The sequence below is a fragment of the Kitasatospora sp. NPDC127035 genome (genome assembly GCF_042726075.1).
Classification (GTDB): domain Bacteria; phylum Actinomycetota; class Actinomycetes; order Streptomycetales; family Streptomycetaceae; genus Kitasatospora.
Genome location: NZ_JBHXDN010000115.1, coordinates 715 through 15,458 on the forward strand (window position 1 = coordinate 715; position 14,744 = coordinate 15,458).

Annotated in this window: 13 protein-coding genes and 1 pseudogene; 11 read left to right on the forward strand and 3 right to left on the reverse strand. The window is 75.5% G+C overall.

Going from position 1 to position 14,744, the window contains the following annotated elements:
* Both ACFWIC_RS39585 and ACFWIC_RS39590 read left to right on the forward strand, forming a co-directional pair.
* A pseudogene (locus ACFWIC_RS39585) lies at positions 1-977 on the forward strand (hypothetical protein); the annotation flags it as partial.
* Positions 978-995: 18 nt separating this feature from the next.
* Positions 996-1,865: a hypothetical protein gene (locus ACFWIC_RS39590; protein ID WP_329874450.1), complete on the forward strand. Its 870-nt coding sequence runs from the start codon at positions 996-998 to the stop codon at positions 1,863-1,865.
* A 104-nt stretch (positions 1,866-1,969) separates the two neighbouring features.
* Here ACFWIC_RS39590 and ACFWIC_RS39595 read toward each other — a convergent pair whose 3' ends face one another.
* Positions 1,970-3,340 (reverse strand): DUF1015 domain-containing protein, encoded by a 1,371-nt coding sequence (locus ACFWIC_RS39595; protein ID WP_329874442.1) that lies wholly within the window; start codon positions 3,338-3,340, stop codon positions 1,970-1,972.
* Between the two features lie 93 nt (positions 3,341-3,433).
* Here ACFWIC_RS39595 and ACFWIC_RS39600 point away from each other — a divergent pair, with 93 nt between their 5' ends.
* Entirely contained in the window at positions 3,434-4,054 is a 621-nt protein-coding gene (locus ACFWIC_RS39600; protein ID WP_329948054.1) for a tetratricopeptide repeat protein, read from the forward strand.
* A gap of 61 nt (positions 4,055-4,115) precedes the next feature.
* Positions 4,116-5,159 (forward strand): HAD-IIA family hydrolase, encoded by a 1,044-nt coding sequence (locus ACFWIC_RS39605; RefSeq protein WP_380521935.1) that lies wholly within the window; start codon positions 4,116-4,118, stop codon positions 5,157-5,159.
* 56 nt (positions 5,160-5,215) lie between these two features.
* Here ACFWIC_RS39605 and ACFWIC_RS39610 read toward each other — a convergent pair whose 3' ends face one another.
* A complete protein-coding gene (locus ACFWIC_RS39610) occupies positions 5,216-5,563 on the reverse strand; it encodes an alkyl sulfatase C-terminal domain-containing protein (protein WP_329874435.1) in 348 nt (115 codons plus the stop codon).
* A 166-nt stretch (positions 5,564-5,729) separates the two neighbouring features.
* Between ACFWIC_RS39610 and ACFWIC_RS39615 the strand changes: the two genes are divergently transcribed.
* The 4 genes from ACFWIC_RS39615 to ACFWIC_RS39630 all read left to right on the forward strand — a co-directional run bounded on the left by ACFWIC_RS39615 (position 5,730) and on the right by ACFWIC_RS39630 (position 8,764).
* Complete coding sequence (locus ACFWIC_RS39615) at positions 5,730-6,683, forward strand: hypothetical protein (RefSeq protein ID WP_329948052.1); 954 nt, start codon at positions 5,730-5,732, stop codon at positions 6,681-6,683.
* Complete coding sequence (locus ACFWIC_RS39620; protein WP_329948051.1) at positions 6,676-6,921, forward strand: hypothetical protein; 246 nt, start codon at positions 6,676-6,678, stop codon at positions 6,919-6,921. Before ACFWIC_RS39615 ends, ACFWIC_RS39620 begins: the two co-directional genes overlap by 8 nt.
* A 42-nt stretch (positions 6,922-6,963) precedes the next feature.
* Positions 6,964-7,770 (forward strand): TlyA family RNA methyltransferase, encoded by an 807-nt coding sequence (locus tag ACFWIC_RS39625; protein ID WP_329874448.1) that lies wholly within the window; start codon positions 6,964-6,966, stop codon positions 7,768-7,770.
* 91 nt (positions 7,771-7,861) lie between these two features.
* Positions 7,862-8,764: an NAD kinase gene (locus tag ACFWIC_RS39630; RefSeq protein ID WP_329874428.1), complete on the forward strand. Its 903-nt coding sequence runs from the start codon at positions 7,862-7,864 to the stop codon at positions 8,762-8,764.
* A 24-nt stretch (positions 8,765-8,788) separates the two neighbouring features.
* On the opposite strand, the gene ACFWIC_RS39635 is transcribed toward ACFWIC_RS39630, so the two are convergent.
* Complete coding sequence (locus ACFWIC_RS39635; protein WP_380521939.1) at positions 8,789-10,348, reverse strand: PLP-dependent aminotransferase family protein; 1,560 nt, start codon at positions 10,346-10,348, stop codon at positions 8,789-8,791.
* A gap of 136 nt (positions 10,349-10,484) precedes the next feature.
* On the opposite strand from ACFWIC_RS39635, the gene ACFWIC_RS39640 reads away from it, so the two are divergent.
* The 3 genes from ACFWIC_RS39640 to ACFWIC_RS39650 all read left to right on the forward strand — a co-directional run bounded on the left by ACFWIC_RS39640 (position 10,485) and on the right by ACFWIC_RS39650 (position 14,522).
* Positions 10,485-11,231 (forward strand): YitT family protein, encoded by a 747-nt coding sequence (locus tag ACFWIC_RS39640; RefSeq protein WP_380521941.1) that lies wholly within the window; start codon positions 10,485-10,487, stop codon positions 11,229-11,231.
* Between the two features lie 106 nt (positions 11,232-11,337).
* The gene (gene recN, locus ACFWIC_RS39645; RefSeq protein ID WP_380521944.1) at positions 11,338-13,071 is read left to right on the forward strand and encodes a DNA repair protein RecN; all 1,734 of its coding nucleotides are present in this window, start codon (positions 11,338-11,340) and stop codon (positions 13,069-13,071) included.
* Positions 13,072-13,340: 269 nt separating this feature from the next.
* Positions 13,341-14,522: a glycosyltransferase family 4 protein gene (locus ACFWIC_RS39650; RefSeq protein WP_355407003.1), complete on the forward strand. Its 1,182-nt coding sequence runs from the start codon at positions 13,341-13,343 to the stop codon at positions 14,520-14,522.
* The last annotated feature ends 222 nt before the right edge of the window (positions 14,523-14,744 follow it).

Genomic DNA, 14,744 nt, shown 5'->3' on the forward strand with positions numbered 1-14,744 from the left:
GTGGTGGGTTCCGTCGCGATGACCGTCCGTCCGGTGGTTTCGGTCGTGACCGTGACGACCGTGGCGGCAGTGGCGGCGGCTTCCGTGGCCGTGACGATCGCCCCTCGGGTGGTAGCGGTGGCGGCTTCCGTGGCCGTGACGATCGCCCCTCGGGTGGTAGCGGTGGCGGCTTCCGTGGCCGTGACGACCGCCCGTCCGGTGGTAGCGGTGGTGGGTTCCGTCGCGATGACCGTCCGTCCGGTGGTTTCGGTCGTGACCGTGACGACCGTGGCGGCAGTGGCGGCGGCTTCCGTGGCCGTGACGACCGCCCCTCGGGCGGCAGTGGTGGCGGTTACCGTGGCCGCGACGACCGCCCCTCGGGTGGTTTCGGTCGTGACCGTGACGACCGTGGCGGCAGTGGCGGCGGTTACCGTGGCCGTGACGACCGTCCGTCCGGTGGTAGCGGTGGTGGGTTCCGTCGCGATGACCGTCCGTCCGGTGGTTTCGGTCGTGACCGTGACGACCGTGGCGGCAGTGGCGGCTTCCGTCGCGACGACCGCCCCTCCGGCGGCTTTGGCCGTGACCGCGACGACCGCCCGTCGGGTGGCAGTGGCGGTGGGTTCCGTCGCGACGATCGCCCCTCGGGTGGTTTCGGTCGTGACCGCGACGACCGTGGTGGCGACCGTGGCGGCTTCCGTCGCGACGACCGCCCCTCCGGCGGCTTTGGCCGTGACCGTGACGACCGCCCCTCGGGCTTCCGTCGTGACGACCGTGACGACCGTCCGCGTCGTGACGACCGTCCGTCCGGTGGGTTCGGCCGTGACGACCGTGGTGGTGACCGCGGCGGGTTCCGTCGTGACGACCGCCCCTCCGGTGGTAGCGGCGGCGGCTTCCGTGGCCGCGACGACCGCGGTGGCGACCGGGGTGGCTACCGCGGCCGCGACGACCGCCCGTCCGGCGGCGGCTACGGCCGTGACCAGGACGACCGCCGCGGCAACTACGAGCCCGTCAAGCGCCTGCCGATCCCGGAGGACGTCACCGGCTTCGAGCTGGACGGGGACGTCCGCCAGGAGCTCAAGAGCCTGCCCAAGACGCTCGCCGACGATGTCGCCCGCAACCTGGTGATGGTCGCCCGCCTGCTCGACAGCGAGCCGGAGGAGGCCTACCAGTACTCGCGCGTCGCGCTGCGGCTCGCCTCCCGCGTCCCCGCCGTCCGTGAGGCCGCCGGTTTCGCCTCGTACATGACCCAGCGTTACTCGGAGGCGCTGACCGAGTTCCGCGCCGCCCGCCGGATGACCGGCCGTGCCGACCTGTGGCCGGTGATGGCGGACTGCGAGCGCGGTCTGGGCCGCCCGGAGCGGGCGCTGGCGATGGCCGGTGAGCCCGAGGTCAAGCAGCTGGACAAGGCCGGCCAGGTCGAGATGCGTCTGGTCTCGGCCGGTGCGCGCAGCGACATGGGGCAGTTCGACGCCGCCGTCGTCACCCTGCAGAGCCCGGAGCTGGCCTCCAGCGCCGTGCACCCGTGGACCGCGCGACTGCGGTACGCGTACGCCGAGGCGCTGATCGCGGCCGATCGTGCCGACGAGGCCCGCGACTGGTTCGTCAAGGCGACCGAGGCCGACACCGAGGGTTCGACCAACGCCGCCGAGCGTCTGGCCGAGATCGACGGCCTGGAGTTCGTGGACGCGCTCGACCCGGAGCTGGCGGACGACGACGAGCCGGCCGACAAGCCCGTGGCGAAGGCCAAGAGCAGCGGCGGTTCGACGGACGAGCGTGAGATCTTCGAGGACGAGGAGGACGTCGAGGAGTTCTACGACGACGACGACCTCGAGATCGACGAGGACTTCGACGGCGTCGTGCCGGAGCGGGCCGAGGACGCCAAGTAGTCGGCAGCGGATGCCGTAGGACCGAGTGAGGCCCTGCCGCACCCCGGGATTTCCCGGGGTGCGGCAGGGCCTCACTGCTTTCCGGTGACTTCCGCTCCCGGGGCTCAGCCCAGTTCGAGGTTGCGCAGGACCAGCCCGGTGGCCGGTTTCGGGCCGAAGGACGTGGACTTGCGGGGCATGGTGACGCCCTGCTCGGCGAGCCGGCGGACCACGCTCTCGCGCACCGGGTGCAGCAGCACGGCGGTCCCGCCGCTGCGGGCGGCCTCGCGTTCGGCGGCGGTGGCGGTGTGCAGGTAGCCGATGTCGTCCGGCCCGTCGGGGACCCGCCAGGTGTGGTCGAGCAGGGTGGCGTGCAGGACGGTCGCGTCCAGGTGGCGCCATTCCTCGGGCTTGTCCTGCGGCACGGTGGCGTCGAGCAGGGCCTCGTCGGGCTCGCCGACCAGCCAGTAGACGCCGTCCCCGCCGGTGAGCACGAAGCCGCTGCCGCCGTGTTGCTTCTGCTCGGCCAGGGCCTGCAGCGCGGTGTCGAGGGGGCCGGGGATCTCCTTGACCTGCCACTGGTCGCCGAGCTTCTCCAGGGCCTCGGCCACCGGAAGGCGGTACAGCACCCGGTGGATCGCCCGGACCCGCAGGGGGTAGCGGGCGGTGTCGACCAGCAGGACCAGGCCGCGGTCCCAGGGGCTGCGCGGGAGGTGGCGGTGCTCGCGCTGGAGCCGCAGGTACATCTCCCAGCGGTGGTGGCCGTCGGCGATCAGCGCCCGGCAGGTGGCCAGGTCGCGGGTGATCTCGGCGATCTCGGCGGGGTCGGTGACGGCCCAGAGCCGGTGGTGGGTGCCGTCGGAGGTGGTCGTGGTGAGCACGGGGCCGCCCAGGACGGCCCGTTCGACCACGCCAGCCGCCCGGCCGTCGCCGCGGTAGGTGAGCAGCAGCGGTTCGAGGTTGGCCCGGGTGGTGCGCATCAGCCCGACGCGGTCGGCGACCGGGCGGGGCATCACGTCCTCGTGCGGGAGGACCACGCCGGCCTCGCTGCCGCTCACCGCGAGGGCGCCGATCAGGCCGCGCTGCAGCAGCTCGGGGGTGTCGTCGCCGGCGGGTACCCGCTGCTCGTAGACGTAGAGCGCCGGCTCGGGGTCGGCGGCCAGGACGCCCTCGCGTTGCCACTCGCGCAGCAGCCGGGCGGCGTGCCGGTAGCGGGTGTCGCGGTCGGGGCGGTCCCCGGTGTCGTCGGGCTCGGGTCTCGGCAGGATCAGCCGGACCACGTTGTGCGGGTCGGCGGTCTCCAGGTCGAGCCGGCGGCCGGGGTCGACGACGTCGTACGGCGGTGAGGTCACGGCGGCCAGTGCGCCGACCCGGTCGGGGTCGTACCTCAGGCCGCGGAAGGGGGACAGGGACAGACCGGCGGTGGCGACGTGTCCGGGATTGCCGGGGCCGCCCTGCGGAGACTCCGCTCCGCTTTCTGCACTGGGTGAGCTCATTCTGGGCATCGTAATCGGGTACGCGTTGTTCAGAGATCGGAACACCCGTGCCGGTCCGGTGGGCGGGTGTCGTGACCGAGGGCGAGGTTCGGTGTGAACGATCGCAACGAGCGGATCGACGGGGCCGCCGGAGGCGGGGGCCTGCCGGAGCAGCAGGGGCGGCCGGGGGAGCCGGCCGGGGACGTCTACGAGTGGTTCCGCCGGGGCGGGAAGCTCCTCGCACAGGGCAACCCGGCGGCGGCCGAGCAGTTGCTGACCCGGGCGGCCGCCGCGGAGCCGGGCTCGCGCAGCATCCGGGAGATGCTGGCCCGGGCGCAGTTCGACGCCGGGTCGTACGCGGCGGCGCTGGAGAACTTCCGGGCCGTGGCCCTGGCCGATCCCTCGGACGACTACGCTCAGTTCGGCTGGGGGGTGGCGGCGGCGAGGCTCGGGGACTTCGAGACCTCCGCCGAGCACCTCTCGCTGGCCGTGGCGATGCGGCCGGACACCGACCACTACCGGGCCGCACTGCGGCAGACCCGGGCGACCCTGGCCGCCCGGGCCGGGGCGTTCGGCCCGCTGGTGCCGGGGGCGCCGGGCTATCTGGAGCCGCCGCGCGGCTCCGACGGCCCGTCGGAGCCTGCGGAGGCGGCCGGTAACCGGGCGTCCGCGCAGGAGCCGGGAACCAGGGAGAGCCGGGAACCGACCGATGAGCGGGACCGGCGTGCCGAGTGAGTCCGGTGTGACGCGCCCGACCGACGAGTACGACCGACGCGATGAGTGAGGTAGAGCAGGCATGACCGAGACGGCCACCACCGTACGACGGAGCGCCCCGGGCGGCAGCGAGCTGCCCTTGACCGAGGCGTACGACACGGCACTGCTGGACCTCGACGGTGTGGTGTACGCCGGACCGAACGCGATCGACCACGCCGTGGACTCGCTGGCGGTCGCCCGGGAGACGGGGATGCGGTTGGCGTACGTGACCAACAACGCGTCCCGTCCGCCCCGGGTGGTGGCGGCGCACCTGACCGAGCTGGGGGTGCCGGCCGAACCGGAGGACGTGATCAACTCCGCCCAGGCCGCGGCCCGGGTGCTCGCGGAGAAGCTGCCGGCCGGGGCGAAGGTCCTGCTGGTGGGCGGTCTGGGGCTGGAGGAGGCGTTGGCCGAGCGCGGCCTGGTGGCCGTCCGGACGCTGGCCGAGGAGCCGCAGGCGGTCGTCCAGGGCTTCGACGCCTCGGTGGGCTGGACGCACCTGGCGGAGGCCTCGTACGCGGTGCAGTCCGGGCTGCCGTGGGTGGCGTCCAACACGGACGTCACGGTGCCGACCGCGCGCGGGATCGCGCCGGGCAACGGGATGCTGGTCGCGGCGGTGCGTGCGGCGACCGGTGTGGAGCCGGAGGTGGCGGGCAAGCCGCTGCCGCCGATGCACCGGGAGACGGTGCTGCGGACGGGCGCGAAGCGGCCGTTGGTGGTCGGGGACCGGCTGGACACCGACATCGAGGGCGCCTTCAACGGCGGGGTGGACAGCCTGCTGGTGTTCACGGGGGTGACCACGGCCGGGCAGCTGCTGGCGGCGCCGGTCGAGCACCGGCCGACCTACCTGGCGGAGGACCTGCGCGGGCTGCTGACCGCGCAGGCGCCGGTGGACGCGGTGGCCGGCGGCGGTTTCGGCTGCGGCGGCTGGGTCGCGGTGGCCGAGGACGGCGTGCTGCGTCTGGAAGGCGACGGGGCGGACCGCTGGGACGGGCTGCGGGCGCTCTGCGCGGCGGCGTGGACGGCGCTGGACGCGGCCGGCGAGCCGGTGGACGGGCGGAAGGCGCTGGCCGAGCTGGGGTTCTGAGCCGGTGCCCGCCGGGTCCGGACCGCAGCGTCGGTCCGGACCCGGTCCGGCCGGGGTCAGAGCAGGGTGCGCAGCCGCAGGAGGTCGCGGAAGCCGGCCTCCAGCTTGATCCGGCCGCCCGCCCAGGCGGAGGCGAAACCGAGGCGTCCGCCGACCACCGCGACCAGGTCGTCGCTCGACATGGTGAGTCGTATGTCGGCTTTTTCGGTGGGGGCTCCGGGCGCGTGCCCGAGGTCCTGGATGCTGCCGTCGCGCAGCCGGCCGGTGAAGGTCAGGTCGAGGTCGGTGATCCGGCAGCTCAGCGAGCGGTCCAGTTCGGCGGCCTTGCGGACGTCGCCGTTGGACTTGGCGATGTTCCGGCTGAGCTGTTCGAGCGCCTCGCGGCACTCCTCGGCGTTGGCCATGGCGGCGGGTCCACTCCCCTGTACGGGCCGTGCTCGGCGGCGGGTGACTGGCGGCCACGGTACCGCAGGAGGGTTTTGGCGGTAGCGTCGTCGGTGGGATGCCCGGATTCGCCCGGGCACCGAACGGCGTCGACGCGATGCGTGCAGGCGAATGGGAGGCACCCGGATGCTGCCGAAGACGGTGCGAGAAGCGGTGGAGGCCGCCGCCGTACTGGTGGAGGAGGTCGGCAAGCGGGTCCTCGGGACGGCGGCCGGTCTGCTGGAGAAGGGCGGGATCGACGTCACCGACGTGGAGCGCCGGCTGAACGAGCAGTTCCCGCCGTCGGCGCGGTCCCTGCAGACGCTGGCGGGCGAGGCGGTGACCGCCGGGCGGGCCGGGGTGGACCTGGCGGTCGGCGTGGCGCGCGGCGAGGTGGAGAAGGTCTTCGAGAGGGTCGGCGACCAGGTGACCAAGGTCGGTGTCGTGCTGGCCTACCTGGAGAGCAAGCTGCGCGAGGTCGAGGAGGACGGCGGGCCCCGGCCGGCCGAGCCCGGACCGGCGCCAGCGCCCCGGGCCGGCGGGCTGTTCGAGAACGGTTGGGAGGAGGAGCCTCCGGGCGCGGGTGTCGCGGCTGCGGCGGACGGGTCGGCGACGTCCGAGCGGATAGAGGTCGACGAGCCGGTGGAGGTCGACCCGCCGGTGCCGCCGAACGGGACGGCCGTTGCGGGGCCGTCGGCCGGGGGCGCGGCGGAGAAGCCGGCTCAGGGTGCGGCGGGGAAGACCGCGGCCGGAGCGTCCGCGGCCGACCGGAGCACGGTGGAGAAGCCCGCCGTGACGAGGGCGACCGCCAAGAAGGCCGCCGGCAAGAAGGCGGCGGCGAAGAAGACGGCGGCCGGGCCGGTCACGGCGGCCGGTGCCGGTGCCGGTAACGGGGACGCGGACGGGAAGCCTGCTGCGAAGAAGGCCGCCGCCAAGAAGACCCCGGTGAAGAAGACGGCGGTCAAGAAGACCGCGACCGCGAGGAAGGCGCCGCCACGGGAGGCGAAGCAGCCCACCGGGCAGGAGCCGCCCGTCAAGCGGACCGCGACGAGGAAGACCACCGTCCGCCGGACCACCACCACGAAGAAGCCCGATGCCTGAGCCCGGCCCCGACCCCGTCCACGGCTCGGTGCCCGCGTCCGGGCCCTCCCCTGCGCTGCTCGCCGAGGAGCCGCTGCCGCTCGGCGTCGAGCTGACCCCCACCGGCCATCCGGCGGTGGACGCCGGCACGGCCCGGCTGGAGGCGTTGGACGGGGTGCCGACCGACGGGCACGTCCCGGTGTACGAAGATGTTCACCAGCGGCTCGCCGACACGCTGGCCGCCCTCGACCGGGACTGACCGGGCAACGAACCACCTGTAGGAGCTGAAACACCAGTGGCAGTGGCACGACGCCGACTCGACGCGGAGCTGGTCCGCCGCAAGCTGGCCCGGTCGCGGGAGCACGCCTCCGAGCTGATCGCGGCCGGCCGGGTGACCATCGGCGGCAGCACCGCGACCAAGCCGGCCACGCAGGTGGAGACCTCGGCGGCGGTCGTGGTGGCCGAGGACGAGAACGATCCCGACTACGTCTCGCGCGGCGGCCACAAGCTCGCCGGGGCGTTCGCGGCGTTCGTGCCGCAGGGCCTGGTCGTCGAGGGCCGGCGCGCGCTGGACGCGGGCGCGTCCACCGGCGGCTTCACCGACGTGCTGCTGCGGGCCGGGGCCGCCCACGTGCTGGCGGTGGACGTCGGCTACGGACAGCTGGCCTGGTCGCTGCAGAGCGACGAGCGGGTCACCGTGATGGACCGCACCAACGTGCGCGAGCTGACCCCGGAGCTGATCGGCGGCACCCCGGTAGACCTGGTGGTCGGCGACCTCTCCTTCATCTCGCTGGGCCTGGTGCTGCCGGCCCTGGCGGGCTGCGCCGCCGCGGACGCGGACCTGGTGCTGATGGTCAAGCCGCAGTTCGAGATCGGCAAGGAGCGCCTCGGCAGCGGCGGGGTGGTGCGCAGCCCGCAGCTGCGCGCCGAGATGGTGCGCCAGGTCGCCGGGCAGGCGTGGGCCCAGGGGCTGGGCGTGCGGGCGGTCACCGCGAGTCCGCTGCCCGGCCCGTCCGGAAATGTCGAATACTTCCTCTGGCTGCGCCGGGACGCGCCGCAGCTGGACCCGGCGGAGGCGGACCGGGCCGTCGCCGAAGGCCCCCGATAGGCTGCTCTGCGGACGTCCGGTCCGTCATGCTGGGTGGCGCGGCCGTACCGGGCCGAGGGCGGCCCGGCGGCGTAGGGAGAGGGCAGCGGGCATGAGTGACGAACGTACGGTGTTCTTGATCGCGCACACCGGCCGCGAGACGGCGTTGCGCAGTGTCGAGGGCCTGGTGCACGGCCTGCTGAAGGCGGGGATCCGGATCAGGCTGCTGGCCGCCGAGGCGGTCGACCTGGACCTTCCGGACGGCGTGGAGCGGGTGGCCGGGGGGCCCGGCGCGGCGGACGGCTGCGAGCTGATCCTGGTCGCGGGCGGGGACGGCACGCTGCTGCGCGGCGCGGAGCTGGCGCGCGAGCACGGGTTGCCGATGCTCGGCATCAACCTGGGCCGGGTGGGCTTCCTCGCGGAGGCGGAGCGGGACGACCTGGCGGTGGTGGTCGAGCGGGTGGTGGACGCCGACTACGAGGTCGAGGAGCGGATGACGCTCGACGTGATCGTCCGGACCAACGGCGATGTGGTGCACCACGACTGGGCGTTGAACGAGGCGTCGATCGAGAAGGCGGCCCGGGAGCGGATGCTGGAGGTGGTGACCGAGGTGGACGGCCGCCCGGTCTCCAACTTCGGTTGCGACGGGGTGGTCTGCGCGACCCCGACCGGTTCGACCGCGTACGCGTTCTCCGGTGGCGGGCCGGTGGTCTGGCCGGAGGTGGAGGCGCTGCTGATGGTGCCGATCAGTGCGCACGCGCTGTTCGCCCGTCCGCTGGTGACCTCGCCGGACTCGGTGCTGGCGGTGGAGGTGCAGCCCAAGACGCCGCACGGGGTGCTCTGGTGCGACGGCCGGCGTTCCGTGGAACTGCCGGCCGGCGCCCGGGTGGAGGTCCGTCGCGGGCAGACGCCGGTGCGGCTGGCCAGGCTGCACCGGGCGCCGTTCACCGATCGGCTGGTGGCCAAGTTCGCCCTCCCGGTGACGGGTTGGCGCGGCCGGGCCGACACCGGCTGACGGTCCGGCGGGTCCGAGGAGGCGTCAGACCGCCAGGGGGTGGCTCTCGTCGGCGCCGTGCCAGCGACCGCCGTCGGCGGCCCGGGCGGCGACGGCGGCGAGCCGTCGTACGGCGTCGGGCACGGCGGCGGCCGGCACGGTGAGCGGGATCCGGATGTGGTGCTCGAAGGCCCCGTCGGAGCCGAACCGGTTGCCGGCCGCGATCCGGACGCCGCCGTGCTCGCCGGCCCGGGCCAGGGCCGCGCCGGAGAGCGTGCCGGTGGAGACCCAGAACGCCAGGCCGCCGGGCGGGACGGCGAACCGCCACTGCGGCAGGTGCTCGCCCAGCGCGGTGGTGAGTGCCTCGGCGGTGTCCCGCAGCCGGGTCAGCTGGTGGGCGCGGACGGCCGGCAGCTGCTGCTCGCCGAGCAGTTCGGCGGCGATCAGCTGCTCCAGCACGGGGGCGCCGACGTCGCTGTAGACGCGCTCGGTGGCCAGCCGGCGGATCATCGCGGGCGCGGCCCGCACCCAGCCGATCCGCAGGCCGCCCCAGAGCAGCTTGCCGGCCGAGCCGACCGTGACCACCTGGGCGGAGCGGTCCAGTGCGGCGGTCGGGCGGGGCACCCCGGTTCCCTCGGGGACGCCCCAGCCGAGTTCGGCGGTGGTCTCGTCGACCAGGACCACCGTGCCGGCGGTCCGGGCGGCGGCCAGCAGTGCGCGCCGCTGCTCCTCGCCGACCAGGGCGCCGGTCGGGTTGTGGAAGTCCGGGATCACGTACGCGACCCGGGGCGCGGCGCCGCTCAGCACCCGGCGCCACTCGGCGAGGTCCCACTCCGGCCGTGGTGACCCGCCCGGCGCGGCCCGGTCCGGTGTCCGCGAGGCTCCGCGGCGGGGTGCGCCCGACCAGGCGTAGGGCACGGGGACCAGGCGGGCCTCGTTGATCCGCAGCGCCTGGAGGGTGTGCGCGTAGCTGGGCGCCTCCACGGCGACCCGGTCGCCGCGGCCGATCAGCACCCGCTGCACCAGGTGCAGGGCGCCCATCGCGCCGATGGTGATCAGGATCTGGTCGGGGGTGGTCGGCAGTCCGCGCTCGGTGTAGCGGCGGGCCACCGCCTCGCGCAGGACCGGGACGCCGGTGGGGTAGTGGCCGTGCCCGGCGGCGTACGCGGGCAGCTGCTCGACGGCCCGCGCGGCGGCCTCGGAGAGGAAGGGCTGCGGGGCGGGCAGGGCGGCCACCCCGAGGTCCAGGGTGCGGCCCTGCTCGTCCGGCGGCACCGGGTGCAGGGCGTCGCTGGGCGGTGCCGCGCCTTCGGGCAGGGCGGTCCAGCTGCCGGAGCCGCGCCGGCTGTGCAGGTAGCCCTCGGACCGCAGGGCCTCGTACGCGGTGGCGACGGTGGTGCGGCTGAGCTGCAGGGCGAGGGCCAGCTCGCGCTCGGCCGGCAGCCGGGCGCCGACCGGGAGGCGGCCCTCGGAGACCAGGAGCCGGACCTGGCCGGCGAGCGTCCGGTACGCGGGCCGGCGGGCGCCGGCCGGTTCGGGCAGCCGGGCGGTGGCCAGCAGCCGGGCGAGTGCCGGGGGAGTGACGGTGGTCTGCCAGTCGGCCATGGCTCATCAGTCCACTTGCTCGTGATTGGCCCTGGAGCGGGCGCTATTGGCCTGGCCATCATGACAGGGCGGCCATCGGGTCCGCCACCGCCGGGGCGGCACCCCCGGACGTGCAGCACCACCCGCCGGAGATTCCATGGCCACCACGACCACGCCCCCGACCACCACGCCCCCGACCACCACGTCGCCGACCGCGACGGCCGCCCCGGAACGGCCCGGGCTCGCCGTCCGGGTGCTCGGCGACACCCACGCGCTCGGCCGGCGCCTCCCACAGCTCCTCGTCGGCCTGGTGCTCTACGGCGCCAGCATGGGCCTGATGCTCCGCTCCGGGCTCGGCCTCGACCCCTGGGACGTCTTCCACCAGGGCCTGCAACGCACCGTCGGCCTCTCCGTCGGCGCCTGGGTCACCATCTGCGGCGCGCTGGTGCTGCTGCTCTGGATCCCGCTGCGCCAGCTCCCCGGCGTCGGCACGGTCGCCAACGTGCTGGTCATCGGCGCCGCCATGGACCTCACCCTGCGCGTCGCCGGCAGCCCCGGCCCGCTCGCGGCCCGGATCGCACTGATGGTCGGCGCGATCGTCCTCAACGGCCTCGCCACCGGCCTCTACATCGGTGCCCGGCTCGGCCCGGGCCCGCGCGACGGTCTGATGACCGGCCTGCACCGGCGTACCGGCCGCTCGCTGCGGCTGCTCCGCACCGGGATCGAACTGACCGTGCTGGCCGCAGGACTCCTGCTGGGCGGCACCGCCGGCGTCGGCACCGTCGCGTACGCGCTGGCCATCGGCCCACTCGCGCAGTTCTTCCTGCCTTGGTGCACCGTGCCGACCGCCGCCGGGTCCGCCGCGCGTGTCGCGCCGGGAAACGCCACCCAAACCCCCACGTAAACGCCCTGGAACGGATGAACTTCCGGGCATCGAGTTGCCGCGCGTCGTTGTCGCTCGTCGCGCACCGGGTGCGGAACCTCGTAAGGTCGTCTCCGTGTTGGACGAGATGCGGATACGGGATCTTGGGGTCATCGACGACGCGGTGGTCGAACTCGCCCCCGGCTTCACCGCCGTGACCGGCGAGACCGGCGCCGGAAAGACCATGGTGGTGACCAGCCTCGGCCTGCTGCTCGGCGGTCGCGCCGACCCGGGCCTGGTGCGCAACGGCGCCGGGCGCGCGGTCGTCGAGGGCCGCCTCGAACTGCCCGAGGGCTCCCCGGCGGCGGCCCGGGCCCTGGAGGCCGGCGCGGAACTCGACGACGGCGCGCTGCTGATCAGCCGGACCGTCTCCGCCGAGGGCCGCTCCCGCGCCTTCGTCGGGGGCCGGGCCGTCCCGGTCGGCCTGCTCGCCGAGATCGGCGAGGACCTGATCGCGGTGCACGGCCAGACCGACCAGCAGCGGCTGCTCCGCCCGGCCCGCCAGCGCGGCGCCCTGGACCGGTACGCCGGCGGGACCGTCGCCGAGCCGCTGGCCCGCTACCGCGAGGTCTACCGGCGGCTGCGCGAGGTCTCCGCGACCCTGGAGGAGCTGACCACCCGGGCCCGCGAGCGCGCCCAGGAGGCCGATCTGCTCCGCTTCGGGCTGGACGAGGTCGCTGCCGCCGAACCGGTCGCCGGGGAGGACGCGGAGCTGTCCGCCGAGGCCGAGCGGCTCGGCCACGCCGATGCGCTCTCCTCCGCCGCCACCCTCGCGCACGCCTCGCTGGCCGGCGACCCGGCCGACCCGGAGGCGCTGGACGCCGGCACGCTGGTCGCCCAGGCCCGCCGCGCCCTGGACGCCGTCCGCCACCACGACGAGCGGCTCGCCGCCCTCGCCGACCGGCTCGACGAGGTCGGCTACCTGCTCGCCGACGTGGCCGGCGACCTGGCCGGCTACGCCGACGACCTGGACGCCGACCCCGTCCGGTTGGCGGGTGTCGAGGACCGCCGGGCCGTCCTGGCCCAGCTGCTGCGCAAGTACGGCGGCCCGGAGAACTCCCTGGCCGAGGTACTCGTCTGGGCCGAGGCCGGCGCCGGCCGGCTCGCCGAGCTCGACGGCGACGACGACCGCATCGACGAGCTCGGCGCCCAGGAGACCGCGCTGCGCGCCGAGCTCGCCGACCTCGCGACCGAGGTCTCGGCCGCCCGCCAGACCGCCGCCGGCCGCTTCGCCGGGGCCGTCTCCGCGGAACTCGCCGAACTCGCCATGCCGCACGCCCGGGTGACCTTCGCGATCAGCCAGGTCGACGACCTGTCCGGGATCGAGGTCGAGGGCCGGACGGTCGCCTACGGCCCGCACGGCGTGGACGAGGTCGAGGTGCTGCTGGCCCCGCACCCGGGCGCCCAGGCGCGTCCGATCGCCAAGGGCGCCTCCGGCGGTGAGCTCTCCCGGGTGATGCTCGCCGTCGAGGTGGTCTTCGCCGGGGCCGACCCCGTCCCCACCTACCTCTTCGACGAGGTGGACGCGGGCGTCGGCGGCAAGGCGGCGGTCGAGATCGGCCGCCGGCTCGCCAAGCTGGCGGAGAGCGCGCAGGTCGTCGTGGTCACCCACCTGCCGCAGGTGGCGGCGTTCGCCGATCGCCACCTGGTGGTCGAGAAGACCAACGACGGCACGGTGACCCGCAGCGGCGTCAAGGTGCTGAGCGACGAGGAACGGGTGCGCGAGCTCTCCCGGATGCTGGCCGGCCTGGAGGACTCCGAGCTCGGCCGGGCGCACGCCGAGGAACTGCTGGCCGCCGCCCGGGCTCCCCGCCCCCGCTAGACCGACCCGCCGGACGGCCCCCGCCGCCCCGCCGTTCCCGTGCCCCGCCACCCCCGGGAGACGGTCCGGCGGGGCGGCGGGGCTCTCCGGACGGGCCGGTCCGACGGCGGGCCCGCGCGGGCCCGCCACGACGCGCCCCACCGGGGGCGCCGACTGTCCAAGAGGGCCGCCGACCTGGCATGGTGGCGGCTGGACACTGGCCTTCCAGTCCCGAGCGCCGCAGGCGGGAAACCCTCGCCGCAGGCGCCCGTACCTGATCGAGTAGTCGGATGCGAGACGACGTGGACCATTCCGCCGCCCGGGCCACCGCGGCCAGCCCCGAACGGGGGCAGCTGCAGGTGGTGCTCGTCCTGGCCGCCAGTACCGGCGGCATCGGTGCGCACGTGCGCTCCCTGGCACAGGGCCTGGTCGCGCACGGAGTGACCGTCACGGTGTGCGCCCCCGCCGGCACGGACGCGCTGTTCGGCTTCTCCCGAACCGGCGCCAGGTTCCACCTGGTCGACATCACCCCCACCGCGGGCGCCCGCAGCGACGCCAACGCGATCGGCGAACTGCGCCGTGCCTTCACCGGCGCCGACGTGGTGCACGCCCACGGCCTGCGGGCCGCGCTCCTCTCCGACCTCGCGCTGCGCACCGCCGGCCGCTTCCCGGGCCTGCGCCCGGAGACGCCGCTGGTGGTCACCTCGCACCACGCGCTGCTGGCCACCGGCATGGAGCGGCGGCTCCAGCGGCTGATGGAACGCCGGGTGGCGCGCGCCGCCGACCTCGTCCTCGGCGCCTCCTCCGACCTGGTGGCCCGGGCCCGCGAGCTGGGCGCCACCGACGCCCGGCTCGGCCCGGTCGCCGCCCCGCCGGCCCCCGACGTCCGGCTGGAGAGGGCCGCCGTCCGGACGGAGCTGCTCGGCGGCGGTCCGGACCGTCCGCTGGTCCTCGCGGTCGGCCGGCTCGCCCCGCAGAAGGCCTTCGGGCTGCTGCTGGACGCCACCCGCGAGTTCGCCGCGCTGGACCCCGAGCCGCTGGTCCTGCTCGCCGGTGACGGCCCGGAGGCGGCCGGGCTGCGGGAGCGGACGGCCGCCGAGAAGCTGCCGGTCCGCCTGCTCGGACACCGCACCGACGTCCCCGACCTGCTGGCCGCCGCCGACGCGCTGGTGGTCTCCAGCCGCTGGGAGGCCCGCTCGCTGGTGGTGCAGGAGGCGATGCGGGCCGGTGTGCCGGTGGTCGCCACCGCCGTCGGCGGCATCCCCGAGCTGGTCGGCGACGCCGCGGTGCTGGTCCCGCCCGGCGATCCGGTCGCGCTCGGCCGGGCCGTGCGCGAGCTACTGGCCGACCCGGCGCGCCGCGCGCGGCTGGCGGCGGCCGGCCGGCAGCAGGCGGAGACCTGGCCGGACGAGGCCGCCACCGTGGCGCAGGTCCTCAGCACCTACGACGAACTGGTCCAGGGCCACCACTGAGCCCTGCCGGGCACCACCGGGCTGCCGGGCGCCACCGGGCGCCACCGCGCACCGGTGCCGCCCGCCCGGGGGACGGCCCGCGGCCCCCCGGGCACGCCGGCTCAGACGGTGGCCTGCTCGGCCGCCCGGTCGGCGGCGGAGCCGTCCGGCTGGGCGGAGAGGTAGGCGCCGCCGCAGGCGGTCAGCCGTAGTGCGGTGTCGATCAGCGGGACGTGGCTGAAC

What these genes read in the sequence shown, in the direction of transcription:
- ACFWIC_RS39610 (WP_329874435.1), bottom strand. Translation starts at nt 5,563, where the DNA reads ATGGCCAACGCCGAGGAGTGCCGCGAGGCGCTCGAACAGCTCAGCCGG.
- ACFWIC_RS39630 (WP_329874428.1), top strand. Translation starts at nt 7,862, where the DNA reads ATGAGTGACGAACGTACGGTGTTCTTGATCGCGCACACCGGCCGCGAG.
- ACFWIC_RS39620 (WP_329948051.1), top strand. Translation starts at nt 6,676, where the DNA reads ATGCCTGAGCCCGGCCCCGACCCCGTCCACGGCTCGGTGCCCGCGTCC.
- ACFWIC_RS39595 (WP_329874442.1), bottom strand. Translation starts at nt 3,340, where the DNA reads ATGAGCTCACCCAGTGCAGAAAGCGGAGCGGAGTCTCCGCAGGGCGGC.
- ACFWIC_RS39605 (WP_380521935.1), top strand. Translation starts at nt 4,116, where the DNA reads ATGACCGAGACGGCCACCACCGTACGACGGAGCGCCCCGGGCGGCAGC.
- ACFWIC_RS39650 (WP_355407003.1), top strand. Translation starts at nt 13,341, where the DNA reads ATGCGAGACGACGTGGACCATTCCGCCGCCCGGGCCACCGCGGCCAGC.
- ACFWIC_RS39640 (WP_380521941.1), top strand. Translation starts at nt 10,485, where the DNA reads ATGGCCACCACGACCACGCCCCCGACCACCACGCCCCCGACCACCACG.
- ACFWIC_RS39635 (WP_380521939.1), bottom strand. Translation starts at nt 10,348, where the DNA reads ATGGCCGACTGGCAGACCACCGTCACTCCCCCGGCACTCGCCCGGCTG.
- ACFWIC_RS39615 (WP_329948052.1), top strand. Translation starts at nt 5,730, where the DNA reads ATGCTGCCGAAGACGGTGCGAGAAGCGGTGGAGGCCGCCGCCGTACTG.
- recN (WP_380521944.1), top strand. Translation starts at nt 11,338, where the DNA reads ATGCGGATACGGGATCTTGGGGTCATCGACGACGCGGTGGTCGAACTC.